The sequence below is a fragment of the Bradyrhizobium sp. USDA 326 genome (assembly GCF_049739485.1).
Taxonomy (GTDB): Bacteria; Pseudomonadota; Alphaproteobacteria; order Rhizobiales; family Xanthobacteraceae; genus Bradyrhizobium.
The window spans coordinates 6,096,741-6,122,287 of the sequence record NZ_JBMGQA010000001.1 but is presented as its reverse complement, the minus strand read 5'-3'; the positions used below and the strand labels follow the sequence as shown (position 1 = coordinate 6,122,287).

The following is a 25,547-nucleotide window of genomic DNA, read 5'->3' as shown; positions in this document are numbered from 1 at the left end:
GCAATCGAACAGCACTTCGCTCGCCGGTGAGCGTGGGACATTCCTCATGCGAGTCCGCTACGAAATTTTCCTTCCCGCCTCTTCTCGGGGCGCGCTCGCTCGCATGCTCGTTGCAATTGCATTGAGCTTGTTTCCTTCCATGGCGATGGCTGAGGATGAGCTGAAGCTGAGCGATGCGCAGGCGCGCAATCTCGGAGTGCGTGTTACCCATCCGATCGCGATCCGGACCGATCTGACGCTGCCCTATCCCGTCCAGATCGTGATCCCCACGCAGCAAATGTGGGTCGTCAGCGCGCCAGTGGCCGGCATGGTCGCCACTCTCCTCGTCGGGCGCGGTGACCGGGTCTCGGCCGGCCAGCCGCTTGTCACCCTGGAAAGTCCAAGTTTCGTCTCCCAGCAGCGCGACTACCTGCACGCGATCGCACAGGAGCATCTCGCCAGCCAGCAACTGAAGCGGAACGTCGATCTGTTCGAGGGCAAGGCCGTGCCGCAACGCGTGCTGGAGGCCAGCCAGGCTGAAGCACGCCAGGCTGCTCTCGTGGTCGCCGAGCGACGCCAGATGTTGCATCTGAGCGGGATGTCCGACGAGGCAATTCTTCGGCTCGGCCAGGAAGCGGCGATCAGTGCGACGCTCACGGTCAATGCGCCGCAAACCGCATCCGTCGTCGCGGTCACGGTGTCGCCGGGGCAACGGCTCGAGCAATCAGCGCCGCTCGTCAAGCTGGCGCGGCTCTCACCGCTATGGGCGGAAATCGCGGTTCCTGCGGCCAACATCCGCGCGATCCGCCTCGGCGCGAACGTCGAGATCGAGGGCTATTCCACCCCCGGCAAGGTCGTGCTGGTCTCCGAAACCATCGACCCTGCCACCCAGACCATCCTGGTTCGCGCGGAAATCCCCAACGACGGAGAACTGCATCCCGGTCAGACCACCGCTGCCCGCATCGGCTTTCTCTCCGCCGGCGAAAGCGCGTGGGAGATTCCCTATAGTGGGCTGGTGCGGCGGAGCGAACGGACCTCGGTGTTCGTTGCCATAGCCGGTGGCTTCCGGCTGGTCCCGGTCAAGCTTGTTGCGGACGACCAGGACCATGTCGTGGTGTCCGGTCCCATCACGGAGCAGGACGAGATCGCGATCGGCGGCATCTCGGCGCTTCGCGGCATTCTCTCGGGCCTGGGGCAATAGATGCTCCGGCGCCTGGTTGCGTTCGCGCTTTCGCAGCGATTGTTCGTTCTGCTGAGCGTGCTGCTGCTGGTGGGCGCCGGCGCCGTCCTCCTGCCCGGCCTGCCGATCGACGCGTTTCCCGATGTCTCTCCGGTTCAGGTGAAGATCATCATGAAGGCGCCGGGCCTGACGCCCGAAGAGGTCGAGCAGCGCATCACGGTCCCCGTCGAGCTCGAACTGCTCGGATTGCCGCACAAGAAGGTCCTTCGTTCGACCACGAAATATGCACTGGCCGACATCACCGTCGATTTCGAGGACGGCACCGACATCTACTGGGCGCGCAACCAGGTATCGGAGCGGTTGTCGAATATCGCGCGTGATTTCCCCGAGGGGGTGAGCGGAGGACTTGCACCGATCACGAGCCCCCTAGGCGAGATGTTCATGTTCACGATCGATAGTCCCGAGCTTTCGCTCGCCGAGCGCCGGACCCTGCTCGATTGGGTGATCCGTCCTGCGCTGCGGACGGTCCCCGGCGTTGCGGACATCAACGCGCTCGGCGGTTATGTCCGCGCCTTCGAGATCGTGCCGCGTAACGATGCGCTCGCCGTGCGCGGCATTTCCTCCGACGTGTTTCGCCGCGCCATCGAAGCCAATAGTCGCAACGACGGCGCCGGACGGGTGAACCAGGGCGAGGACAGCGCCCTGGTCCGGATCGAAGGCAGCATCCGATCGATCGAAGACATCAAGGCCATCGTCGTCGACACCCGCGAGAGCGTGCCGATCCTGGTCAACGACGTGGCGAGCGTCAAACTCGGGACGCTGACGCGCTATGGGGCAGTCACGTCGGACGGCAACGGCGAGACGGTCGAGGGACTCGTCCTCGGCTTGCGCGGCGCCAACGCCGGTCAGCTCGTCCGCGACGTGCGCGCCCGGCTCGCCGAGCTGCAACCCTCGCTGCCGAAAAGCGTCTCCATCAACGTGTTCTATGACCGCAGCCACCTGGTCAACCGCGCGGTCGGCACCGTGGTGCGGGCGCTCGGCGAGGCGACCGCCCTCGTCATCGTTCTCCTGCTGCTTTTCCTCGGCAACTGGCGGGCCTCGCTGGTGATCGCTCTCAGCCTGCCGCTGGCCATCGTCATCGCATTGATCGTCATGCGCGTGGCCGGGATGTCGGCCAACCTGATGAGCCTCGGCGGACTTGCGATCGCGATCGGCATGTTGATCGACGCGCTGGTCGTCGTGGTCGAGAACATCGTCGGCAATCTCGGCAAGCACGAACCGGGAAAAGCTGCTCCGGTGATCCACCTGGTGTACCGGTCGGTCTGCGAAGTCCTGGAACCGGTAGCCTCGGGCGTCCTCATCATCATCATCGTGTTCATACCCCTGCTGACGCTGCAGGGATTGGAGGGGAAGCTATTCATCCCGGTCGCGCTCGCCATCATCTTCGCGCTCACCGGTTCACTGCTGCTGGCGCTCACCGTGATCCCGGTCATGACCTCCTATGTGCTCAAGTCCGGGTCGCATCGCGATCCCATGCTGGTCCGTGCGGCGCAACGAATCTACGCGCCTGCGTTGGACTGGGCCCTGAAGAACGAGCGTAAAGTGATGACTGCGGCGCTGATCGGCCTCGTCGCCGCGGGATTCGCCTATACCAAGCTCGGCAAGACCTTCATGCCGACGATGGACGAAGGCGACGTCATCGTCAGCGTGGAGACGTTGCCTTCCGTCAATCTCGACGAGTCGCTCGCCATGAATACGAGACTCCAGAAGGCACTTCTGGCCGTGCCTGATATTGCCGGCATCGTCGCGCGGACCGGGTCGGACGAACTCGGCCTCGATCCCATGGGCCCCAACCAGACCGACACGTTCCTCGTGCTCAAGCCCGCTGCCGAGAGACAGACCGATAATCGCGAGGCCCTGCTGCAGAAGCTCCGCGAGGTCCTTTCCGGCTTTCCGGGAATCTCGCTCAGTTTCACCCAACCCATCGACATGCGCGTGCAGGAGATGATCAGCGGCGTACGTGGCGACGTCGCCGTGAAGATCTTCGGCCCCGATATCGCCAGGCTGAACGAAGCTGCGGCCAAGCTGTCCGCCATCCTGTCCAGCATTGACGGCGCCGAGGACGTCTACACCACGCTGAACGAAGGCGCTCAATATTACACGGTTGCGGTCAACCGCATGGAGGCCGGCCGCCTCGGCCTGACCGTGGATTCCATCGTCAACTCGCTCCGTACGCAGATCGAGGGTCGAACGATCGGGACGGCGCTCGAGGAGGGCCGCCGCACGCCCATTCTCGTCCGCGGCAGCGAGACGACCAGGGAGGCGCCGACGCTGCTGGCGAGCCTGGCGCTGACGCTCGCATCCGGACAGCATGTCGCGCTGTCGCAGGTCGCGCGAATCCAGCGCGTGGACGGGCCGGTAAAGATCGACCGCGAAGACGGCGCGCGCATGAGCGTGGTTCGCGCCAACGTCCGCGGCCGCGACATGGTCGGCTTCGTCGAAGCGGCCCGCCAGAAGGTTGCGACCGAACTTCCGCTCCCGAACGGCTACCGGCTGACATGGGGCGGGCAGTTCGAGAACCAGCAACGCGCAGCCGCACGCCTGTCCATCGTGGTCCCCGTGGCGATCGGTCTCATCTTCCTGCTGCTCTTCACCACATTCGGCGCCATCCGGCAGGCTTTGCTGGTGCTGGTCAACATTCCCTTTGCCCTGATCGGGGGCGTCTTCGCACTGGTCCTGACGGGCGAGTATCTGTCGGTGCCGGCCTCGGTCGGGTTCATCGCGCTACTCGGTATCGCCGTCCTCAATGGAGTCGTTCTGGTGTCCTACTTCAACCAACTCCGGGCCCATGGCCTGGGCGAGGATCGCATCGTCGTCGAAGGGGCCATGCGCAGGCTCCGGCCGGTGCTGATGACCGCGAGCATCACGGCGCTGGGTTTGATCCCGCTGCTGTTCGCGTCCGGGCCAGGGTCCGAAGTACAGCGACCGCTCGCGGTCGTCGTGATCGGAGGGCTGATGTCCTCCACCCTGCTCACCCTGATTCTCCTGCCGATCCTGTATCGCCGCTATGGCGGAACGTCGAAGGCGGCGAAATGACCGACCAGCCGGTCTGTCTCACCCTGATCGTACCGCGTCAGCTCCGCGAGGAGGTGCTCGACTATCTCGCCGAACAGACCGACCTCGTTTCGGGATTCACTGCGTCGCACGGAGCCGGTCACCGCGCCGAAGTTCGATTGCAGACGGCCGCCGAACGCGTGAAGGGCCACGCCGATCAGACTACCGTGCAGATGATCCTGGCCGAAAGAGATGCCGGCAGCTTGCTCGATCGGCTGCGGGTCTCATTTGCCGGAACCAAGCTCGTCTATTGGACGATGCCCGTGACTGAATTCGGCACGATCAATTGAAACCACCTCAGAAATCGGTCGACATCGACAAGAGCAGGGTTCGCGGCGAGCCTTGCGCCAGTGCGGAGAAGCTTGCGACGCCTGCCCAGTAATTGGTGTCGAACACATTCTGGACCAGAGCCCGAACCGTCACGGGCCGGTCATTGATACGCGTGTTGTAGCGCGCGCCCAGGTCGAGCCTCGTCCAGGCCGGAACAACCTGGGTGTTTGCCCGATTGAGATATTGCTGCCCGGTATAGATGGTGTTTGCGACCAGCGTCAGCCCAGGAGCAAACGGGGTGTCCCATTCGGCGGACAGATTGGCCTGCACCTCCGGCACTCCGATCGGAGTCCTCCCGAGCTCGGACAACGTGCTCGTCTTCGTCAGCTCCGCGTCGATCAACGTCACGCCGCCGAGAACCCGAATGCCCGGCTGCACTTCTCCGAACACGGTGAACTCCACGCCGCGATTGCGCTGCTCTGCGTCGGCCCGGAACACATTGCCTGCACCCGTTTGTCCGGACGGCTTGATGATCTCGAACAGGCTGACCGTCGTTGCGAGCGTGCCGAAATCGACCTTGACGCCCGCTTCCTTCTGCTTGCTGAAATACGGCGCAAGAACCTCGCCTTGATTGGCCGCCGTCGTCGGTGCGGTATCACCCTTGCTGAGCCCTTCGATGTAGTTGGCGTAGAGCGAAACGTTACTCCAGGGCTTGACCACCACGCCGACCATCGGCGTGTACGCCGTCTGATCGTAGGCGGAGGTCACGGCTCCCGTGGTGGTGTTGTAGTTGTTCGACTTGACGCCCTGTTGCCTGACGCCGAGGGTCAGCTGAAGGCGTTCCTGGAAAACCGACATGGTGTCGGCCAGCGCAAGACCGGTCAGCTCGGTGTCCGACAGTTTCGGCACGGTCGCGGGAGCCGGAACGAGCTGCTGGGGACGAGCGATCGGCGCGTAGATGTTGGACAGCACCGGCGTGCCGTTCACCGTGCCGCGCGAAACCTCGTCCATGTAGTAGCTGCCCTGAAAGGTCACGGCGTGACTGATCGCTGCGGTGTCGAACCGGGCGCGCAGGCCGGCGTCGGCCACGTTCCTGTCGATGTCGAACTTGAAGCGTCCTGGTATCGACGTGGTATTGCCGGCCGCGTTCAGGATCGTCGGCGTGCCAAAAAGACGGTCGACCTGGGTCCTGCCGCCTCCGGCGTCGGCGAACACCGTCACAGACTCCGTCACATCGTATTCGGCGCGGGCCAGCAGCGAGTTATCGTGAACCTTGGCCCATTCCCAAGACTGCGTGACGTTGCGCCGCCCGACCGGTGCGGTCGGGACGGCCACGCCGGTTGCGACCAGGAACGGCCTCGTGGGCGCGTCGAATTTTTCTTCCTGATCGATGAAGTCGAGCGAAGCTCTGAATTTCTCACCGCGATAGTCGAACGCCGCGGAGCCGACATGCGCATCCCGGGTCTGGTTGTCCAGCGGCGTATCCCCATTGTGATAGCTGCCGTTGACGCGAATACCGAATTCGCGGCTCTCGCCGAACCTTCGGCTCACGTCGATATGAGTGCCGAGCTGGGTGTTCGTCGCGTAATCGGTCGTGACCCGCGTCAGGTCGACGTCCCCTGCCCGCTTCGGAACGATGTTGATGGTGCCGCCGACACTGCTGTTCGGCGCCATGCCGTAGAGCAGCGCCGTCGGGCCCTTGATGATTTCGATGCGCTCGACATAGTCGGTGAACACGCGGTAGTTCGGTGCAACGCCGTAGACGCCGTTGAACGCGATCTCTCCGACATTTCCCTCGCCGATGGGAAAGCCGCGGATGAAGAAGGAATCGAAAATGCCGCCGGGCTGGCTCCCTAAGCGGACCGAGGGATCGTTGGTGACGACATCGGCGACCGTGACCGCCTGTTGATCTTCAATCTTCTTCGCCGTGTAGCTCGTGATGTTGAACGGCGTATCCATGAAATCCTTGTTGCCGAGCAGGCCGACCTGGCCTCCACGTGCCACCTGCCCGCCTGCGTAGGTCGGCGGCAGTGCACCGGGCTTCGCAGCCGTCGGAGTCGCTTCCGCCTGCAACTTGGCCCGATCATTCGCAGGCGCGACGCGGCCCGCCCTCCTGACTGGATTGGCCCGTTGACGCACGCGCGGCTTCGGTGCGTCCGCGGTGACGGTCACCGCCGGCAACGTGCTTCCCCTCGCCGCCTCGGGCGTGGCGCTCTGCGCGCTGGTGCTGTGCAGGACGCCGTCGCTGCAAAAGGCAATGGAGACTACGGAAACCGCGAAGGCTCTCGGGCTGGCGCACGTCAGAAGCGTCTTGATGCGAGCGGCAACAACGGCAACAGGACGACAAAGCACTTTCGACGACATCGCACCTTCCGATTTCATGAACATGAACGTCGGGGCGAGGTGCCGTGGGAACCATCATCGAGTCAACGAAAGTACCCTTGAATCTCGGTGGTTTATAATAAGACAAGATCTAAATCGCGTGAGGGTTGCGCAGGACGACTCTCCACGCAACGTCCGCGTGCACGACGCGAGTTCCCGCGAAGCGCGGTGCAGGCCGGTCATACGAACGCAACGATGGAGTGACTCGGACGCCTGCGCCGAACCTGCGGCTGGTGATCGCTCGCGTCCTGCCGACGCGGCACGCGTCTCGGTGATGTGGTCGCCCCTCATCGCTGGAGAGAAAGGCCGCGCCGATCAGCGCCGCAGCGTCACTCCGCGGAGGCCTTGGCGTGGCGCTCGGAGGATTCGAGCGCTGCCTGAGTCAGGCTGCGTCGGCGCCAGATGTAGCCGACCGCCAGCACGACCACGACGCCGAGCACGGCGCAAAGATATTCGCCGCCTGCCCCGCCATGGCCGAACTGCGGCGGGATGCGCAGCGCGCCAAGCATGCTGTCCAGCGAGGTGCCCAGCGGGCCGTCGAGCAGCATGTGCAGCTTCGGCGTGACGCCCGGATCGGTCGCGATCACCTCGCCCGCGATCCAGCCGAGCAGCGCAGCGCCAGCCCAGACCAGGACCGGCAGTCTTGCGAGCAGCGCCATGATCAGCGCGGCGCCTGCGACGATCAGCGGCACGCTGATGGCGAGGCCGAGGATCAACAGCGGCACGCTGCCATTGGCCGCGGCAGCGACCGCAATGACGTTGTCGAGACTCATGACGATGTCGGCGACCACGACGATCTGGATGGCGTGCCACAGATGCGAGGCGGACTCGACGTCGTCCTCGTCCTCGTTTTCCGGCACCAGCAGTTTGGCCGCGATCACGATCAGCGCGAAACCGCCGATGAGCTTGAGATACGGCAGCCCCATCAGGGTGGCGACGATGCCGGTGAAGATGATTCGCAGCATCACCGCTGCGCCGGCGCCGAAGATCATGCCCCAAAGCCGGTGGCGGGGCGAGAGACCGCGGCAGGCGAGCGCAATCACCAGCGCGTTGTCGCCGGAGAGCAGGATGTTGATCCAGATGATCTTGCCGACCGCGAGCCAGAAGGTCGGTTCGGCCATCTCGTTGCGGAACTGGGTGAAGAATGCCCCGATCGTAGCGGGATCGAAGATCTGCCAGAGCCAGTCCACAATCAGTCCTTTCGCCCGTCGTCCCTAACTTGTCGGCCGATGGATCAGCCGACGATCTCGTTGCCCGAGAAGAACTGCGCGATCTCGATTGCGGCGGTCTCCGGCGCGTCCGAACCGTGCACCGAGTTCTCGCCGATCGACTTTGCGTAGAGCTTGCGGACGGTGCCCTCGGCGGCCTTGGACGGATCGGTCGCGCCCATCACCTCGCGGTACTTGGCGATAGCGCCCTCACCTTCCAGAACCTGAACCACGACCGGGCCGGAGGTCATGAACGCGACGAGCTCGCCGAAGAACGGGCGCGCCTTGTGGACGGCGTAGAAGGTCTCGGCCTGCTCCTTGGTCATGCGGATTCGCTTCTGCGCGACGATGCGCAGGCCCGCCTTCTCGATCACGGCGTTGACCGCGCCGGTCAGGTTACGCTCGGTCGCGTCGGGCTTGATGATCGAGAAAGTGCGTTCGATGGCCATAATCTTGTCCCTTGGGAAGAAAGCGGTGGTTCGGAGTTGCGGGGCTTATATCGGCGCCTTTGCCGGACGGCAAGCGACCGGCGAAACGGCCCGCGCGGGCGCTTCGGCGCGGGGGCGGGCTCCCAATTCAGCATGGATGACAACAATTTCACCCAGATGAACCCAAACTGAAACCGCCGTCAGGGATCGGTTCAGCTTCACCGGCGTAAGGTCGGGCCCATCGAAACCGAAGCCTGATCACCAGGCGGACCGTTTCGGCGGCCTTTCGATCGACGCGGCCCCCGCCGCGCCGGCAGTTTTGAGGAGATCACCATGTTGAGGAAACTTTCGCTTGCCGCTGTCGCTGCGGTTGCGCTCGGTGCCGCTCTGGCCCCGACCTCGGCCTCCGCTCACTGGCGCGGCGGCGGCTGGGGCTGGCACGGCGGCGGCTGGCACCACGGCTACGGCTACGGCTGGGGCGGCCCGCGCTTCTATGCCCCGGTCTCCTACGGTTATGGCGGCTGCTATGTGCGCCGGCTGGTCCCGCCCCCCTGGGGACCTCGCTGGCGGCTGATCAACCGCTGCTACTGAGCCCGTCAGCACCTTTCCGAGGTACCTAAGCCCCCCAGGTGCCTTCCAGGAGAAGCCCCGGCGCCCCCTCGCCGGGGCTTTTCCTTGAGCGGAAAAGGCGCAGTTCATACAATTTTTGCGAGAATGCCTGGCATGGCCCGCCGCCGGCGAAACTATTTGGGCGGCAATGACTTGGTACCGTGTCCTTACCTTGAGAGCACGGAACCTCGCGATGGCTGGCCTGCTTGCCGATGACAGCGAACAGATCGACCGGCGCACCAGCCGCTCGATTTGCGATGCCGTGGGCGAGCGGCTGCAACAGAGCCTCCGGCCAGAACCTCGCCTCCCGACCCATCTCGAGCAACTCCTGAGCGAGCTGCAGCGGCGCGAGCGGGAGCCACACTGACGGAAAAACGAGTTGCGTTCGACGCGCCTTGCGGTGACAAGGCCGCATGCTCGCTTTCACCGATCTCTCCATCCGTCTCGCCGGACGCCTTTTGATCGACCAGAGTTCCGTGCAGATCACGCCCGGATCGCGCGTCGGCCTGGTCGGGCGCAACGGCACCGGCAAGTCGACGCTGTTCAAGGTGATCCGCGGCGAGCTCGCGGCCGAGCACGGCTCGGTGACCCTGCCGCCGCGCTGGCGCATCGGCAGCCTGGCGCAGGAAGCGCCGAATGGCCCCGAAAGCCTGATCTCGGTCGTGCTCAAGGCCGACCTCGAACGCGATGCGCTGCTCACCGAAGCCGAGAGCGCGACCGACCCGCACCGGATCGCCGAGATCCAGACCCGGCTGGTGGATATCGACGCGCATTCGGCGCCGAGCCGTGCGGCCGCGATCCTCTCCGGCCTCGGCTTCTCCGCCGCGGATCAGTTGCGTCCCTGCGCCGAATTCTCCGGCGGCTGGCGCATGCGCGTCGCGCTCGCCGCCACACTGTTCGCGGCTCCCGACCTTCTGCTGCTCGACGAGCCCACCAACTATCTCGATCTCGAAGGCACGCTGTGGCTGGAGGATCACCTCGCGCATTATCCGCGCACGGTCATCGTGATCAGCCACGACCGCGACCTCCTGGAAAGCTCGGTCGACCAGATCCTGCATCTGGAGCGCGGCAAGCTCACGCTCTACAAGGGCACCTACTCCTCGTTCGAGGAGCAGCGTGCCGCGCGCGAGCTGCTCGATGCGAAGGCGGTCAAGCGACAGGAGGCCGAGCGTGCGCGCCTGCAGGCCTTCGTCGATCGCTTCAAGGCCAAGGCCTCCAAGGCGCGCCAGGCGCAATCGCGCGTGAAGATGCTGGAACGGCTGAAGCCGATCACGGCGCTGGTCACCGAGGACGTGCGCGAGATCAGCTTTCCCGCGCCGGAGAAAATCCTGTCGCCGCCGATCATCGCGGTCGACAACGCCTCGGTCGGCTACGATCCGGCAACGCCGGTGCTGAGCCGCATCACCCTGCGCATCGACAATGACGACCGCATCGCGCTGTTGGGCGCCAACGGCAACGGCAAATCGACTCTGGTCAAACTGCTCGCCGGACGTCTCGCGCCGTTCTCCGGCAAAGTGACCCGCGCGGACAAGCTGTCGATCGCCTATTTCGCGCAGCATCAGCTCGACGAGCTGAACGAGGACGCCTCCGCCTACGACCATGTCCGCAAGCTGATGGGCGACGCGCCCGAAGCCAAAGTGCGCGCACGTGCCGGCGCGATCGGCTTCTCCGGCAAGGCCGCCGACACCAAGGCCGGCAAATTGTCCGGCGGCGAGAAGGCGCGGCTGCTGCTCGGCCTTGCCACCTTCTTCGGCCCCAACATGATCATCCTGGACGAGCCGACCAACCATCTCGACATCGACAGCCGCGCCGCGCTCGCCGAAGCGATCAATGAATTCCCAGGCGCCGTCATCATGGTCTCGCACGACCGCTATCTGATCGAGGCCTGCGCCGATCGGCTCTGGATCGTTGCCGACCGCACCGTCACCAATTACGACGGCGACCTCGACGAATACCGCCGCCTGGTGCTGTCCACGCGCAACGCGGAAGCCCCGCGCGAGCGCAGCGCCGCGAGCGAGAAGCCGCAGCGCGTGAGGTCGGACAATCGCGGCTCGCTGAAGAAGCGCATCGCGGAAGCCGAGGCCGAGATCGCCCGCGTCAGCGAGATCATCACGAAGATTGACACTGCGCTCGCCCTGCCCGACATTTTTACGCGCGATCCCAAGCAGGCCGCGCAACTGTCGAAAGCGCGCGCGAATGCCGCCGACGCACTGGCGCGGGCGGAGGAGCAGTGGCTGGAGGCAAGCACGCAGTTCGACGAGGCGGCGGGGTAGACTCAAAATCTTGAAAACAACCCCATGCACAGTACGGGTAGCAAATTACCCGACTACAAGTCACTGAGCTGCATGTTCTTACGGCTGGCTTAGTCCGCATACTGCCCCGCCGCCTTGATAATCGGCGCCCAGCGGTCGATCTCGCTGTTCAGCATCGCACCGAGCGCCTCGGGCGTCGCCTTGTCCTGCGGCACCGGCTCGGTGTTGATGTCGTTGAACCGTGCGACCAAGGCCGGGATCCTTAAGAGCGGTCTGGAGCGCCGCCGTCAGCTTCTGAACGATCGCGGGCGGCGTGCCCTTGGGAGCGTAGAGGCCGTGCCAGACGCCGAGCTCGAAACCCTTGAGGCCGGCCTCGTCGGCGGTCGGCAGGTCAGGCAGGCTCTTCAGCCGCTCCTTGGTGGTGATCGCGTAGGCCTTGACCTGCTTGGCCGTGATCGGACCGGTGGTGTTCGTCGCCTGGTCGCAGGTGAGATCGATCTGCTTGCCGAGCAGATCGTTCATGATGGGACCGTTACCCTTGTAGGGCACCGTGGTGAGCTGCTTCTGGATCGCGGTCATGAACAGCATGCCGCACAAATGTGATGCGGCGCCGAGCCCGGCGTTGGCGTAAGTCAGCTTGTCGCCTTGCTGCTGGGCGTAGGCGACCAGTTCCTTGAGCGTGTTGGGCGGGAAATCGGAACGCGCGATGATCGTCATCGGCGCGTTGGTCACGAGCCCGATCGGCGCAAAGGCCGTCTTCGTGTCATAGCTCAAATTGCGGTACAGCGTCGCGGCGGTCGAGATGCCGACATGATGGATCAGCAGCGTGTAACCGTCCGGCTGGGCGCGCGCAGCACGGGTCGAGCCGATCGTGCCGCCGGCGCCGGTCGCGTTCTCGACGATGACCTGCTGTCCCAGGGATTTCGCCATGCCGGCCGCGGTCAGGCGTGCGATGGTGTCGGTCGGTCCGCCCGCGGCGAAAGGAACCAGTATGGTGATCGGCCGGATCGGATAGTCCTGCGCGACAGCCGCACTGAGCGGCAGAAGCAGCGCTGATACGAGGGCAATGAACCGCATAGTTTCCTCCGGATTGTTGTTGACGCCATACAAGCGCATTCCGGGACGCGCGGCCATCACGAAAGCGGTGCACGCTGGAGGCGCATCTGCTGCGGCACATCGCACGTCATGCGGCTTCATGGTACGACGTAGGCGCTGACTTTTTTGCCAAAGGATATTTTGAATCGTCAATCTTCAAGGAGATCCCGGATGTCGTCACCCGAACCGATCAAATTCACCGACGGCGCGGCTTACGAACGCTTCATGGCGCCCTGGAGCCGATCCGCCGGCAATCTGTTTCTCGACTGGCTCGCGCCCCGTCCGGGACTGGCCTGGGTGGATGTCGGTGCAGGCAACGGCGCGTTCACCGAACTCCTTGTTGCAAGATCCGCCCCTTCGTCGGTTTGCGCGATCGATCCCTCCGACGCGCAGATTGCGACGGCGCGAGAAAAGTTGTCGGCAAAGCAGGTCGAACTCTCGATCGGCGATGCGATGGCCTTGCCCTACGAGCCCAACCGCTTCGACATCGCGGTGATGGCGCTGGTGTTGTTCTTCGTTCCCGACCCGCGCAAAGGCGCCGCGGAAATGGTCCGCGTCACCAAGCCAGGCGGCCTGGTCGCGTCCTACACCTGGGACATTTTGCGCGGCGGCACGCCCACCCAACCATTATGGGAGGAGTTGGATGCACTTGGCATCGCGGCAGCGCGCCCGCCGAGCGCGGACATCTCGCGTTTCGAGGCGCTGAAGGCGCTCTGGGCAGAGCTCGGTCTGCGTGACATCGAAACCCGCGAGCTGGTGGTCGAGCGGACGTTCTCCGACTTTGACGACTACTGGCTCTCCATGGTCGTGAGCAGCCCGACGGGCATCGTGGGAAAGCTATCGGAAGCCGAGGGTGCGGAGCTCAAACGTCGGCTCCAGGCGCGACTGCCGGTAAGCGCGACAGGCGTTATCACCGTTCATGCCTCGGCCACGGCAGTGAAGGGGCGCAAAGAGGCTTGATGACCTGGACGGTCCGCGCAGTCGGGAGCCAATCGAGCCCGCCTACGCGTGCTTCTTCTTCGGCTTGGTCGCCTTCGGCACCGGCTGCGGCTCGGGATTGCCCTCGATCGAGGACAGGCGTCCGGCCGTGAACGTGTAGATGCCGGCGCGCGGGCCGGTGGTCCAGGTGACGACGGCGACGCGTCGACCGATGGCGTCGGTGGACAGGTTGACGTTCGAAGGCGCGCCGATGCCGCGCACCACGTCGCATTCGGTATGCCCGAGCGCGACCGTGCCGCCCATCGGAGCGGGGGCCGTCGTCGACGCATTGGCGTCGGCCGGCCCGGGAGGCGGCGCCATGCCGGGACAGGCGCCGTCGGCGCTGACGAGGTCCTCGGCTCCCACCGGCTTGTCAGGTGTGAGCGGCGGCGATTCGATCGAGATGTTCTTGATGAACAGACGGCCCGGCTTCTGGAACCATTCTGCGTCCTTCGACAGCAGATCAGTGCCGCCTGAGCAGCCCGCAACCAGCGGTGCTACGGCGGCCAACGCAATCATGAGCGAGCCGGGAAGCTTTTGATGTCGCACGATAAAGTAATTCCCCGCCTGAAGGACCAGCCCTAAACGATTGTCCCAACATCCCTTTGCGGCACGAAGGTGACAAAAGCCAGCATCGTTCACAAACTGCAAATTATCATTAATTGCTGACGGCCGCTAATTCACGCTTCTGCCACCGGCCCCGCTCATCGGCCTGCCAGTAGGTGACATCAAATCCCCGCGCCTTGCAATCGGTCCAGGCCGCGCGGGCGAGCGCAAGCGCATCCGGATCGTCGCCGTCGAACAGCAGCACCATGCGCTCGTAGCCATGCGGGTCCTCCGGCAGCGCGGCATTGTCGATCAGAAAGCGGACATTGGCACCATTTGGATTCCCCCCCTCGATCGCCAGCACGATCGGCTGATCGGCAACGTCGTTCACCCGCCATGTCGCGTGCGGCAGGAACGAATCGTCGCGGTAGGTCCACAAATGCGAGTCGAGCGCATCGGCGCGTTCCTCCGAGCTCGACTGCACCACGACGCGCCAGCCGCGCTCGAGCGATTTCTCGAGAAGCGGCGGCAACACATTCTCCACCGTCATGTCTTGCAGATGGTAGAACAATACTTCAGTCATCTCAGGTCATTTGCGCTCGTAATGGTCGGAGACCAGCCGATCGAGCAGGCGGACGCCATAGCCGCTTCCCCAGCTCTGGTTGATGTCGGTCTTCGGCGCGCCCATAGCGGTGCCCGCGATGTCGAGATGCGCCCAGGGCACACCGTCGACGAAGCGCTGGAGGAACTGTGCCGCAGTGATCGAGCCGCCATGGCGGCCGCCGGTGTTCTTCATGTCGGCGAACTGGGAATCGATCAGCTTGTCGTATTCGGGGCCGAGCGGCATCCGCCAGACCTTCTCCCCACTCTCGACGCCGGCCACGAGCAGCCGGTCGGCGAGCTCATCATTGTTGGAGAACATGCCGGCGTGCTCGGTGCCGAGCGCAACCATGATCGCGCCGGTCAGCGTCGCCAGATCCACCATAAATTTCGGCTTCACTTTCTTGGCGACGTACCAGAGCACGTCGGCCAGCACGAGGCGGCCTTCCGCGTCGGTATTGATGATCTCGATGGTCTGACCGGACATCGAGGTCACGATGTCGCCCGGCCGCTGGGCGTTGCCGTCGGGCATGTTCTCGACGAGACCGATGGCGCCGACGACGTTGACCTTGGCTTTACGCGCAGCGAGCGCATGCATCAGGCCGACGACGCAGGCCGCGCCTCCCATGTCGCCCTTCATGTCCTCCATGCTGCCGGCCGGCTTGATCGAGATGCCGCCGGTGTCGAAACAGACGCCCTTGCCGACGAAAGCGACCGGCGCCTCGCCCTTCCTGGCCCCGTCCCAGCGCATGATCACGGTGCGGCTCGGCCGCGCCGAACCCTGGCCGACGCCGAGCAGCGCACCCATGCCGAGCTTCTGCATCGCCTTGACGTCGAGCACCTCGACCTTGACGCCAAGCTTGCGGAGCTGACCGGCGCGGCGCGCGAACTCCTCGGGGAAAAGCACGTTCGGCGGCTCGTTGACGAGGTCGCGCGCGATGATCACGCCGTCGATGACGTGGGCGGCCGAGGCAAACGCCTTCTTCGCGGCACCGGGATCGCCAACCGCGAGCGAGACGTCGGCGCGCGAGCCGCCCTCCTCGCCCTCCTTCTTCTTCGTCTTGTAACGGTCGAACTTGTAGGTGCGTAAGCGCAGGCCCGAGGCGATCGCCACCGCCTGCTCGCTCGTCATGGCGCCGCCGGGCAGCTCCGCCACGATGGTCATGGCGCTGGTGCCAGCGGGCAGCTTGCTCGCTGCCACCCCGCCGAATTTGAGGAAATCATTCGCCTTCAGGCCGGTCGCCTTGCCGGCGCCGATCACGATCAGCCGGGTCGCCTTCACCCCCTCCGGCGCCAGAATGTCCAGCGCGGCCCCGGTTTTACCTTTGAAGGCGGCCGCAGCAGCCGCGCGCTTCACAAGATCGACAGCGCCACCCAGTGCCTTGGCCGCCCCCGGGCCGAGCTTCAGGCCGTCATCGCAGAACACCACCAGGATGCCACGGGGGGCGGCAGACAAGGGGACAAAGCCGACCTTGATGGCATCGGACATAGATAACTCCTTTAATGGATGTAACTTTTCGCCGTTCGGCGGTGCCGGTCCCAGCCGAAGCTGAACGGCGATTCACTGAGGCTTGCCCTACTATGGGCCAGCGGGCTGCCCGATGCCAAGCGCTGCCGTGGCCGCCCGGCCACAACCTGCGAAATATTAACCACAAAGTGAAGGTGCCACGGGGCAGCCATTTTGTTGACGGATCAAAGGGATGGTAGTGAGAAAGTGAACCGCCGGAAGAGCTGATGGCCAACCTTGGGGATCCCCTGATCGGGGATTGGTTGGACAGCCGGAATTCTGGTCGACATCGGGGCTGATGGGGATTCGTGCGGTAGCGCATGGGGTCGATCGATAGGTATATTTTCCGCACGACGCTGGCGTCGTTTGCGCTGGTCCTGGTCAGCCTCACCGGCGTGATCTGGATTACGCAGGCGTTGCGCGGCATCGACCTGATGACGAGCCAGGGTCAGACCATCCTCACCTTCCTCGGCATCACCAGTCTGGTCATTCCCGCCCTCGTCCTGATCATCTCGCCGATCGCGCTGATGATCGCGATCTCGCACACGCTGAACAAGCTCGCGACCGATTCCGAGATCATCGTGATGAATGCCGCCGGCTTCTCGCCGTTCCGGCTGTTCTATCCGTTCTTCTATGCCACCTGCGTGGTGGCGCTGCTGGTTGCCTTCATCGCGGCCTATCTCGCCCCCGACGGCATGCGGCGGATCAAGCAGTGGGACGCCGAGATCACCGCGGACGTGCTCACCAACATCCTCCAGCCCGGCCGCTTCGCCCAGCTCGACAAGAACCTCACGATCCGGATCCGCGAGCGCCTGCCCGGCGGCATCCTCGCCGGCATCTTCATCGACGACCGCCGCGATCCGAAGGAACGCGTCTCGATCGTGGCCGAGCATGGCGAGGTCGTGAAGAACGACACCGGCTCGTTCCTGGTGCTGGAGACAGGCAATCTCCAGCGCTTCGAGGCGGGCAAGCGCGATCCAGCGCTTGTGGCCTTCGGCCGCTACGGCTTCGACATGTCGAAGTTCTCGGGCCAGGGCCGCGACGTCACCCTCGGCATCCGCGAACGCTATCTCTGGGAGCTGTTCTCGCCGTCCGAGGACGATCCCGTCTACAAGCAGATTCCCGGCCAGTTCCGTTCGGCCCTGCACGACAGCATCTTGGCGCCGATCTATCCCTTCGCCTTTGCGGTACTGACCTTCGCCTTCCTGGGGGCGCCTCGCACCACCCGCCAGAGCCGCAATTTCTCGATCAGCTCCTCGATCCTCGCGGTGTTCGGCCTGCGCATGGCCGGCTTCGCCTGCTCGGTGATGGCGGTGAAATCTTCGGGCGCGGTGCTGGTCCAATATGCGATGGTCATGGGCGCCATCGGCCTCGGGTTGTGGATGATTGTCGGCGGCGTCGTGGTCGAGCCGCCCCCTGGCCTGATGGAGGCCATCAACAGGTCGAACGCACGGATCGCGCGGCTGTTCGGACGCCCGGCCGCCGCATGAGCATGCTCACCAACACACTCGGGCGCTATTTCGCCGGCCGCTTCGTGGTGGCGGCGCTCGGCGTGTTCGCCAGCATCTTCCTGCTGCTGGTGCTGGTCGACTACATCGAGATGGTGCGCAAGACCTCGGGCCTCGCATCCGCCTCCGCGATCATGGTGGCCGAGACCTCGCTGTTCCGGGTGCCGCAGCTGCTGGAGAAGCTGACGCCGTTCTGCATGCTGATCGGCGCCATGACCTGCTATCTCGCCCTCTCCCGCCGGCTCGAGCTCGTGGTGGCGCGCGCCGCCGGCATCTCGGCATGGCAGTTCATCTCGCCGGCGCTCGGCAGCGCGCTCTTGATCGGTGTGATCGCCACCGTCGCCTACAATCCGATGTCGGCCAATCTGCGCGAGGCGTCCAAGCGCATGGAAGCCGAGCTGTTCGGCTCGGCGCCCGGCGGCGGCATCCAGGACGCCTCAGGCTTCTGGCTCAATCAGGTGACCAGCGATGGCCAGACGATCATCAATGCGGCGCGGAGCGAGCAGCAGGGCATCCGGCTCACGGGGCTCACGCTGTTCCGGTTTGACCCGGACCAGCACTTCAAGGAACGAGTCGAGGCGCGCGAGGCGACGCTCGAGGCCGGCCGTTGGCTGTTCAAGGGCGTCCGCCGCTTCTCGCTGGACGCGCCGCCGATCGAGCAGGCCAGCCTGGAGATTCCGACCACGCTGACCGAGGCGCAGGTCCGCAACAGCTTTTCCACACCCGAGACTGTGTCTTTTTGGCAACTACCGAGCTACATCCGCTCATCCGAAAGCTCGGGCTTCGCGACAGCCGGTTACCGACTCCAGTATCAGAAGCTTCTGGCACAGCCGTTTTTGCTTGCTGCCATGGTGATGCTCGCGGCCTCCGTGTCGTTGCGCTTCTTCCGGATGGGCGGCGTGCAGAAGATGGTTTTGAGTGGCGTGGGCGCAGGCTTTCTGCTCTACGTTCTGTCGAAAGTAACTGAGGATTTGAGCAAGGCTGAGTTGATGCATCCGATCGCTGCGGCGTGGTTGCCCGTTGTGGTGGGCGGCCTCACCGGCTTTTTGGCCTTGCTCTATCAGGAGGACGGATAGTGACTGCCGTCCACCGAGGGCTCGTGTCTCGTTTGACGCGACGCACGTTGGTGCGCGCGAACGAGTGCGGCTGGTCCATTCGCAGGCTCCTGATTGCTGTCGTCGCGGCGTCCTCGCTCGGCGGGCTGATCGACGTTGCCGCCGTGGCACCGGCCCATGCCCAGAGCTTCACCTACAATCCGCGGCCGCCGCGTGCGAAGCCGCCGAAGGTCGCCAACGACAACCAGATGCTGGTTCAAGCGACCGAGGTCGACTACGACTACAACAATTCGCGCGTCTCCGCGGTCGGTAACGTCCAGCTGTTCTACAACGGCACCAGCGTCGAAGCCGACAGGGTCATCTACGACCAGAAGACCAAGCGGCTGCATGCCGAAGGCAACATTCGCATGACGGATGCCGACGGCAAGATCACCTATGCCGAGATCCTGGATCTCTCCGACGATTACCGCGACGGGTTCGTCGATTCGCTGCGGGTGGACACGGCCGACGAGACCCGCATGGCCGCGAGCCGCGCCGACCGATCCAGCGGCAACTACACGGTGTTCGAGAACGGCGTCTACACGGCCTGCGCGCCGTGTAAGGACGATCCGAAGAAGCCACCGCTGTGGCAGGTCAAGGGCGCGCGCATCATCCACGACCAGCAGGAGAAGATGCTGTATTTCGAGACCGCACAGCTCGAATTCTTCGGCGTGCCGCTCGCCTACATGCCTTACTTCTCGACGCCCGACCCGACCGTGAAGCGGAAGAGCGGCTTCCTGATGCCGGGTTATATTGCCGGCACCGATAATACGGGCTATGGCGTCGAGGTTCCCTATTATTGGGCGATCGCGCCCGACATGGACGCAACCTTCACCCCGCGCTTCCTGTCGCGGCAAGGCGTGCTGCTGCAGGGCGAATTCCGCCAGCGCCTGATCGACGGCGCCTACCAGATCCGCGCGTACGGCATCAACCAGCTCGATCCCGGAGCGTTTGCCGGGCAGCCCGGCGACCGCGACTTCCGCGGCGCCATCGACACCAAGGGTCAGTTCGCATTGAACGACAAATGGGTCTGGGGCTGGGACGGCGTCCTGATGTCCGACTATTATTTCTTCTCGGACTACCGGCTCTATCAGTACCGCGATCCGCTCGGCTCGTTCCTGCTTCTGCCGACGGAAGCGCTGTCGCAGCTCTATTTGACCGGCGTCGGCAACCGCAGCTTCTTCGATGCGCGCACGATGTACTGGCTGAGCTATTCAGGTAACCAGAGCCAGGTGCCGATCGTCTATCCGGTGATCGACTACTCCAACGTGCTCAACTATCCCGTGTTCGGCGGCGAGTTCAGCTACAAGACCAATTTCGTGAACCTGTCCCGTGACGAGGCGGTGTTCGATCCGATCACGACGGTCGCCAACACGAGCAGCCTGTGCACCACGGCGTCGGCCGATCCGCTGGCCCGTACGCCCTCGCAGTGCCTGCTGCGCGGCTTCCCCGGCACCTATACCCGCCTCACGGCGGAGGCGCAGTGGCGCAAATCCTTCACCGATCCGCTCGGCCAGATCTGGACGCCGTTCGCCAGCCTGCGCGCCGACGCGATCAACTCCTCGGTCTCCAACCAGCCCGGCGTGGCGAATTACCTGCCCGTCGGCGACACCCAGGCGTTCCGCCTGATGCCGACCGTCGGCCTGGAGTACCGCTATCCCTTCATCAACATTCAGCCCTGGGGCTCGACCACCGTCGAGCCGATCGCGCAGATCATCATCCGCCCGAACGAGACCTATGCCGGCAAGCTGCCGAACGAGGACGCCCAGAGCATGGTGTTCGACACCTCGAACCTGTTCAGCGTCGACAAGTTCTCCGGCTACGACCGCGTCGAGGGCGGTGGCCGCGCCAATGTCGGCGTACAGTCCACCACGCAGTTCGACCAGGGCGGCGCCGTCAAGGTGCTGTTCGGCCAGTCCTACCAGCTGTTCGGCCTGAACTCCTTCGCGGTCCAGGACACCATCAATACCGGCCTGGATTCCGGACTCGACAAGCCGCGGTCCGATTACGTCGCAGGCGCCAGCTACTCGCCCAACAGCACCTACACGTTCAGCGTCCGCTCCCGCATGGACGAGCAGACCTGGAACGTGCAGCGCTTCGAGGCGGAAGGCCGCGCCAACTTCAATCGCTGGTCGGTCAGCATGCTGTACGGCAATTACGCAGCGCAGCCGGAGCTCGGCTATCTGACGCGCCGCGAAGGCATCCTGACCACGGGCTCGCTGAAGATCGCGACCAATTGGGTGGTGTCGGGCTCGGCGCGCTGGGACCTCGAGGCCAACAAGATCAACCAGTATGTGGTCGGGGCCGGCTATGTCGACGATTGCTTCGTGCTGGCGGCGAACTATGTAACTTCGTATAGCTATTCGGCGGGCAACGCACCGCCCGTGCTGAGCCACGCGTTCATGTTCCAAATCGGCCTGCGCACGCTGGCAAACTCGTCGACAACCAGCGGTCCCACCGGCCTCCAGTGAACGGTTTGAAGTGCCGGCCGCGTTTGCCTCATCACGACGCGGCTGACCTGCGAGCGACATCATGACGATCCCATCGACTGTCTTCCGCCTCCTTCTCGCCCTCGGTGCGGGGCTGATGCTGACCGCCCTGCCCTCGCCGTCGCGCGCGCAGAACATCGTCGTCATGGTCAATGGCGATCCGATCACCGATTTCGACATCGAGCAGCGCTCCAAGCTCGACCAGCTGACGACGCAGAAGACGCCGAGCCGGCAGGAGGTCATCAACGAGCTGATCGACGACAAGGTGAAGCTCAAGGAAGGCAAGAAGTACGGTGTCGACCCCGGCGTCTCCGACATCAACCAATCCTATGAAGGCATGGCGCAGCGCATGCGCATCACGCCGGATCAGCTCACCAAGTCTCTCGAATCCAAGGGCGTCCGCCCCGAGACGCTGAAGGGCCGCATGAAGGCCGAGATGGTCTGGACCAGCCTGGTGCGCGGCCGCTACAAGGAGCGCCTCCAGGTCGGCGAGCGCGACGTCGCGCAGGCCGTACAGGCCCAGACCGGCGAGAAGCTCCAGGTCGAGGGCACCGAATACAAGATGCAGCCGATCGTGCTGATAGTGCCGCGCGGCTCGTCCGCTGCGTTCCTGGAAACACGGAAGAAGGAAGCCGAGACCTATCGCGCGCGCGTCGGGAGCTGCGAGGAGGCCAATTCGCTGTTCCGCTCGACACCGAACGCGACCATCCGCGACACCGTCACCAAGACCACCGCGGAGCTGCCCGAGCCGCTGCGCAAGGTGCTCGACGACACCCCGATCGGCCACCTGACCGCGCCGGAGGTGACCAAGGCTGGCATCGAGATGGTGGTGCTGTGCTCGCGCAAGCCGACCATGATCGACACGCCGAAGAAGCGCGAGGTCCGCGAGAAGATGTATCAGGAGAAGTACGAGAAGACCCAGAAGGCCTATCTCGACGAGCTCCGCAAGTCGGCGATGATCGAATATCGCAACCGCTGATGGCCAAGCCCCCCTCAGAGCCTTCCGCCAGGTCCGCAGCCAAGCCTCTTGCCCTGACCCTGGGCGAGCCCGCCGGTATCGGCCCCGATATCACGATCGCGGCTTGGCTGAGGCGCCGTGAGCTGAACCTGCCCGCCTTCTACCTGCTCGGCGACGAGGCGCTGATCGCGCAGCGCACCAAAGCGCTCGGCGCCGACATCAGGATCGCCGCGGTGAGCCCCAGTGAGGCCGCTTCCGCCTTCACCGATGCCCTGCCCGTGGTCGCGACCGGCGAGCGCGCGACCGCCGAGCCCGGCAAGCCCGACGCATCCAGCGCGCCGGCAGCGCTCGCCTCGATCCGGCAGGCAATCGTCGATGTGCGCGCAGGCCGCGCCGGCGCCGTGGTCACCAACCCGATCGCCAAGAGCGTGCTCTACCGCGCCGGCTTCCGCCATCCCGGCCACACCGAATTCCTCGCCGAGCTTGCCGCAGAGAACGGCCGCGTGCCGCAGCCGGTGATGATGCTGTGGTCGCCGCAGCTCGCCGTGGTGCCCGTGACCATCCACGTCGCGATGCGCGATGCGCTGGCCCAGCTCACGAGCGCGCTGATCGTCTCGACCGTACGCATCGTCGCCACCGAACTGAAATCCCGCTTCGGTATCGCAAAGCCGCGCATCGCGATCTCCGGCCTCAATCCGCATGCCGGCGAAGACGGATCGCTCGGCCACGAGGAGCAGACCGTCATCGCCCCGGCGCTGAAGGTGCTGCGCAACGACGGCATCGAGGCCAGGGGCCCCTTGCCCGCCGACACCATGTTCCACGAGGCCGCGCGACAGACCTATGACTGCGCGGTCTGCATGTATCACGACCAGGCGCTGATCCCGATCAAGACGGTCGCCTTCGACGATGCCGTCAACGTCACCCTCGGCCTGCCCTTCATCCGCACCTCGCCCGACCACGGCACTGCCTTCGACATCGCCGGGACGGGCAAGGCCAATCCGGCGAGCCTGATCGCGGCGCTCAAGCTTGCGAGCCGCATGGCCGCTTCGCAAAGCTGATGGGCGCGATCGATGACCTCCCGCCGCTGCGCGAGGTCATTCGCCAGCATGCGCTATCGGCCAGGAAATCGCTCGGCCAAAACTTCCTGCTCGACCTCAATCTGACCGCACGCATCGCGCGTGCGGCCGCGCCGCTGGACGAGGCAACGATCGTCGAGATCGGCCCGGGCCCGGGCGGGCTGACGCGGGCGCTGCTCGCGCTCGGCGCCCGCCGCGTCATCGCCATCGAGCATGATGAGCGCGCGATCCCCGCCTTGCAGGATATTTCGGCGCGCTATCCCGGCCGGCTCGAGATCGTGCATGGCGACGCCATGACGTTCGATCCGCGCCCCCTGCTCTCGGGCGAACGCGCAAAAATCGTCGCCAACCTGCCCTACAACATCGCGACCCAGCTTCTCATCAACTGGCTCACCATCGACCCCTGGCCGCCCTGGTACGAGATGATGGTCCTGATGTTCCAGCGCGAGGTCGGCGAGCGCATCGTCGCGCGCGAGGACGAGGAGGCCTATGGCCGGCTCGGCGTGCTCGCCAACTGGCGCTGCGAGACCAGGATCCTGTTCGACATTGCGCCGTCCGCCTTCGTGCCGCCGCCCAAGGTCACCTCCTCCGTCGTGCGCCTCGTGCCGCGTCCGGAGCCGTTGCCCTGCGATCGCAGGCTGCTCGAGCAGGTCGCCGCTGCTGCGTTCGGCCAGCGCCGCAAGATGCTGCGGCAAAGCCTGAAGTCGCTCGGCGTCGATCCCGCGCGGCTGGCGAGCGCCGCCGGCGTCGATGCGACGCGGCGCGCCGAGACCATCCCGATTGCCGGCTTTGTTGCCATGGCGCGTGAATTGGCGGATATACGCAGCGAAACGTGACAATCAGAATTTCGGAGGAAGGAATATGGCGTTGATGCGTCGGCAATCCCTGGTCAAGTTCGATGCGCCGCTGTGCGAGACCATCGTGGAAACGCCCAAACCGCAAGGCCGCGAGGTCCTCGTCCGCATCGAGCGCTGCGGCCTCTGCCACTCCGATCTCCACATCCAGGACGGCTATGCCGATCTCGGCGGTGGCAAGAAGCTCGACACCACGCGCGGCATGACGCTGCCCTTCACGCTCGGTCACGAGATCGCCGGCGTCGTCGACGAAGTCGGCCCGGACGTAGCCGCCGGCCTCGTCGGCGCCAAGAAAGCCGTCTTCCCGTGGATCGGCTGCGGCCAGTGCCGCGATTGCCGGAACGGCGACGAGAACCTCTGCGTCAAGCAGCGCTTCCTCGGCGTCTCCATCGACGGCGGCTTCGCCACCCACGTGCTGGTGCCCGACGCCAAATATCTGCTCGACTACGATCCCCTCCCCGTCAACCAGGCCGCGACCTTGATGTGCTCCGGCGTCACCGCCTACGGCGCGCTCAAACGACTGGTCGACCGTCCGCGCCAGCGCAACCTCTTGCTGATCGGCCTCGGCGGCGTCGGCATGATGGGCCTGTCGTTCGCGCAGGCGATGTTCAAGCAGCCGATCACGGTCGCCGACCTCTCACCGGCCGCGCGCGACACCGCGCTGAAGAACGGCGCGGCTGTCGCCTATGACCCGGCCGAGCCTGATGTCATCAAGCGCATCCTCAAGGAGACCGAGGGCGGCTTCGACGAAATCGTCGATTTCGCCGGAAATGAGAAGTCGATGGCGTTCGCGGTTGCCGTCGCTGCGCGCGGCGGCAAGATCGTCGTCTCCGGCCTGATGGGCGGCCAGTTCACGCTGCCGATGGTGCAATGGGTCTACAAGCGCATGACCATCGAAGGTTTCATGGTCGGCACGCTCAGCGAGGCTCACGAGCTGATGGCGCTGGCACGCGCCGGCAAGATCAAGCCGACGCCGATGCGCGAGGAGCCGATGGGCGACGTGCAGAAATGGATCGACGAATTGCGTGCCGGCAAGGTCGTCGGCCGCATCGTGCTGACAAACTGACGGAAGCGCGGCGGGCACGACGCAAGTCTGGCCCGCCGCACGGAACGCCTTCGGCTGCGCTGCGTTGGCAGCGCATGTCGATCCGTTGCACCGTTGAAAGCGCATTCTTCATCGCCTGGAGCTGCCTGGAAAAGAGCGGCGAGCTCGGCCCGCCTGACGCGAGCGCGAATTTCCTGCTCGATGCCATCGAAGCCCAGCTTCGAACCGGCGAACGCCGGCAGTTGATGCTTGCCAACAAGGCGATCGACGCCTACCGCGCGGCTGCGGCACAAGACCGATCGTTGCGAGACCGCGGAGCGCACTTCGGCTGACGATCGTCGTCGCCCCTCGGACGCGCCGTTCCGGCGGTGTTCG

21 protein-coding genes and 1 pseudogene are annotated in these 25,547 nt (G+C 64.9%); 15 read left to right on the top strand and 7 right to left on the bottom strand.

Features of this window, described 5'->3' with window-relative positions; translation table 11 throughout:
• Positions 1 to 103: 103 nt before the first annotated feature.
• From ABIG06_RS28670 to ABIG06_RS28660, 3 genes are read left to right on the top strand one after another with little or no spacing between them, the layout of a single operon-like run.
• Positions 104 to 1,180: an efflux RND transporter periplasmic adaptor subunit gene (locus tag ABIG06_RS28670; protein WP_370140928.1), complete on the top strand. Its 1,077-nt coding sequence runs from the start codon at positions 104 to 106 to the stop codon at positions 1,178 to 1,180.
• Positions 1,181 to 4,255, top strand: a complete 3,075-nt coding sequence (locus ABIG06_RS28665) for an efflux RND transporter permease subunit (RefSeq protein WP_370139451.1) — start codon at positions 1,181 to 1,183, stop codon at positions 4,253 to 4,255.
• Positions 4,252 to 4,563, top strand: coding sequence for a DUF3240 family protein (locus ABIG06_RS28660; RefSeq protein ID WP_370139450.1), 312 nt, complete (start codon positions 4,252 to 4,254; stop codon positions 4,561 to 4,563). The genes ABIG06_RS28665 and ABIG06_RS28660 overlap by 4 nt, the downstream gene beginning before the upstream one ends.
• A gap of 7 nt (positions 4,564 to 4,570) precedes the next feature.
• On the opposite strand, the gene ABIG06_RS28655 is transcribed toward ABIG06_RS28660, so the two are convergent.
• The 3 genes from ABIG06_RS28655 to ndk all read right to left on the bottom strand — a co-directional run bounded on the left by ABIG06_RS28655 (position 4,571) and on the right by ndk (position 8,582).
• Positions 4,571 to 6,907 (bottom strand): TonB-dependent receptor, encoded by a 2,337-nt coding sequence (locus tag ABIG06_RS28655; RefSeq protein ID WP_370139449.1) that lies wholly within the window; start codon positions 6,905 to 6,907, stop codon positions 4,571 to 4,573.
• Positions 6,908 to 7,254: 347 nt separating this feature from the next.
• Positions 7,255 to 8,115 (bottom strand): TerC family protein, encoded by an 861-nt coding sequence (locus ABIG06_RS28650; protein ID WP_370139448.1) that lies wholly within the window; start codon positions 8,113 to 8,115, stop codon positions 7,255 to 7,257.
• Between the two features lie 44 nt (positions 8,116 to 8,159).
• The gene (gene ndk, locus ABIG06_RS28645) at positions 8,160 to 8,582 is read right to left on the bottom strand and encodes a nucleoside-diphosphate kinase (RefSeq protein WP_025035862.1); all 423 of its coding nucleotides are present in this window, start codon (positions 8,580 to 8,582) and stop codon (positions 8,160 to 8,162) included.
• A gap of 312 nt (positions 8,583 to 8,894) precedes the next feature.
• On the opposite strand from ndk, the gene ABIG06_RS28640 reads away from it, so the two are divergent.
• The 3 genes from ABIG06_RS28640 (at position 8,895) to ABIG06_RS28630 (ending at position 11,443) form a co-directional block, all read left to right on the top strand.
• A complete protein-coding gene (locus ABIG06_RS28640; RefSeq protein ID WP_424578451.1) occupies positions 8,895 to 9,152 on the top strand; it encodes a sulfur globule protein precursor in 258 nt (85 codons plus the stop codon).
• A gap of 211 nt (positions 9,153 to 9,363) precedes the next feature.
• The gene (locus ABIG06_RS28635; protein WP_370139447.1) at positions 9,364 to 9,537 is read left to right on the top strand and encodes a hypothetical protein; all 174 of its coding nucleotides are present in this window, start codon (positions 9,364 to 9,366) and stop codon (positions 9,535 to 9,537) included.
• Positions 9,538 to 9,583: 46 nt separating this feature from the next.
• Positions 9,584 to 11,443 carry an ABC-F family ATP-binding cassette domain-containing protein gene (locus ABIG06_RS28630; protein ID WP_370139446.1) on the top strand — a complete coding sequence of 620 codons (1,860 nt, stop codon included), beginning with the start codon at positions 9,584 to 9,586 and terminating at the stop codon, positions 11,441 to 11,443.
• Between the two features lie 89 nt (positions 11,444 to 11,532).
• On the opposite strand, the pseudogene ABIG06_RS28625 reads toward ABIG06_RS28630, so the two are convergent.
• Positions 11,533 to 12,499, bottom strand: a pseudogene (locus tag ABIG06_RS28625) (tripartite tricarboxylate transporter substrate binding protein BugD).
• A 189-nt stretch (positions 12,500 to 12,688) separates the two neighbouring features.
• Here ABIG06_RS28625 and ABIG06_RS28620 point away from each other — a divergent pair.
• Positions 12,689 to 13,477 (top strand): class I SAM-dependent methyltransferase, encoded by a 789-nt coding sequence (locus tag ABIG06_RS28620; RefSeq protein ID WP_124158904.1) that lies wholly within the window; start codon positions 12,689 to 12,691, stop codon positions 13,475 to 13,477.
• A 42-nt stretch (positions 13,478 to 13,519) separates the two neighbouring features.
• Here ABIG06_RS28620 and ABIG06_RS28615 read toward each other — a convergent pair whose 3' ends face one another.
• The 3 genes from ABIG06_RS28615 to ABIG06_RS28605 form a co-directional block, all read right to left on the bottom strand.
• Positions 13,520 to 14,005: a hypothetical protein gene (locus tag ABIG06_RS28615; RefSeq protein ID WP_370140927.1), complete on the bottom strand. Its 486-nt coding sequence runs from the start codon at positions 14,003 to 14,005 to the stop codon at positions 13,520 to 13,522.
• Between the two features lie 148 nt (positions 14,006 to 14,153).
• Positions 14,154 to 14,624, bottom strand: a complete 471-nt coding sequence (locus ABIG06_RS28610; RefSeq protein WP_424578450.1) for a DNA polymerase III subunit chi — start codon at positions 14,622 to 14,624, stop codon at positions 14,154 to 14,156.
• A gap of 6 nt (positions 14,625 to 14,630) precedes the next feature.
• Complete coding sequence (locus ABIG06_RS28605; protein WP_370139443.1) at positions 14,631 to 16,130, bottom strand: leucyl aminopeptidase; 1,500 nt, start codon at positions 16,128 to 16,130, stop codon at positions 14,631 to 14,633.
• A gap of 338 nt (positions 16,131 to 16,468) precedes the next feature.
• On the opposite strand from ABIG06_RS28605, the gene lptF reads away from it, so the two are divergent.
• The 8 genes from lptF to ABIG06_RS28565 all read left to right on the top strand — a co-directional run bounded on the left by lptF (position 16,469) and on the right by ABIG06_RS28565 (position 25,504).
• Complete coding sequence (gene lptF / locus ABIG06_RS28600) at positions 16,469 to 17,638, top strand: LPS export ABC transporter permease LptF (RefSeq protein ID WP_370139442.1); 1,170 nt, start codon at positions 16,469 to 16,471, stop codon at positions 17,636 to 17,638.
• Positions 17,635 to 18,732, top strand: a complete 1,098-nt coding sequence (lptG, locus tag ABIG06_RS28595; RefSeq protein ID WP_028178692.1) for an LPS export ABC transporter permease LptG — start codon at positions 17,635 to 17,637, stop codon at positions 18,730 to 18,732. Before lptF ends, lptG begins: the two co-directional genes overlap by 4 nt.
• The gene (locus ABIG06_RS28590) at positions 18,732 to 21,221 is read left to right on the top strand and encodes an LPS-assembly protein LptD (RefSeq protein WP_199751341.1); all 2,490 of its coding nucleotides are present in this window, start codon (positions 18,732 to 18,734) and stop codon (positions 21,219 to 21,221) included. Before lptG ends, ABIG06_RS28590 begins: the two co-directional genes overlap by 1 nt.
• A gap of 61 nt (positions 21,222 to 21,282) precedes the next feature.
• Positions 21,283 to 22,218, top strand: a complete 936-nt coding sequence (locus tag ABIG06_RS28585) for a peptidylprolyl isomerase (RefSeq protein ID WP_370139441.1) — start codon at positions 21,283 to 21,285, stop codon at positions 22,216 to 22,218.
• On the top strand, positions 22,218 to 23,255 hold the full coding sequence (gene pdxA, locus ABIG06_RS28580) for a 4-hydroxythreonine-4-phosphate dehydrogenase PdxA (protein ID WP_370139440.1): 1,038 nt from the start codon (positions 22,218 to 22,220) through the stop codon (positions 23,253 to 23,255). Before ABIG06_RS28585 ends, pdxA begins: the two co-directional genes overlap by 1 nt.
• Positions 23,255 to 24,109: a 16S rRNA (adenine(1518)-N(6)/adenine(1519)-N(6))-dimethyltransferase RsmA gene (gene rsmA, locus ABIG06_RS28575; protein ID WP_370139439.1), complete on the top strand. Its 855-nt coding sequence runs from the start codon at positions 23,255 to 23,257 to the stop codon at positions 24,107 to 24,109. The genes pdxA and rsmA overlap by 1 nt, the downstream gene beginning before the upstream one ends.
• A gap of 25 nt (positions 24,110 to 24,134) precedes the next feature.
• Positions 24,135 to 25,193 carry an alcohol dehydrogenase gene (locus tag ABIG06_RS28570; RefSeq protein ID WP_370139438.1) on the top strand — a complete coding sequence of 353 codons (1,059 nt, stop codon included), beginning with the start codon at positions 24,135 to 24,137 and terminating at the stop codon, positions 25,191 to 25,193.
• Positions 25,194 to 25,267: 74 nt separating this feature from the next.
• Entirely contained in the window at positions 25,268 to 25,504 is a 237-nt protein-coding gene (locus ABIG06_RS28565; protein WP_370140926.1) for a hypothetical protein, read from the top strand.
• Positions 25,505 to 25,547 lie beyond the last annotated feature (43 nt).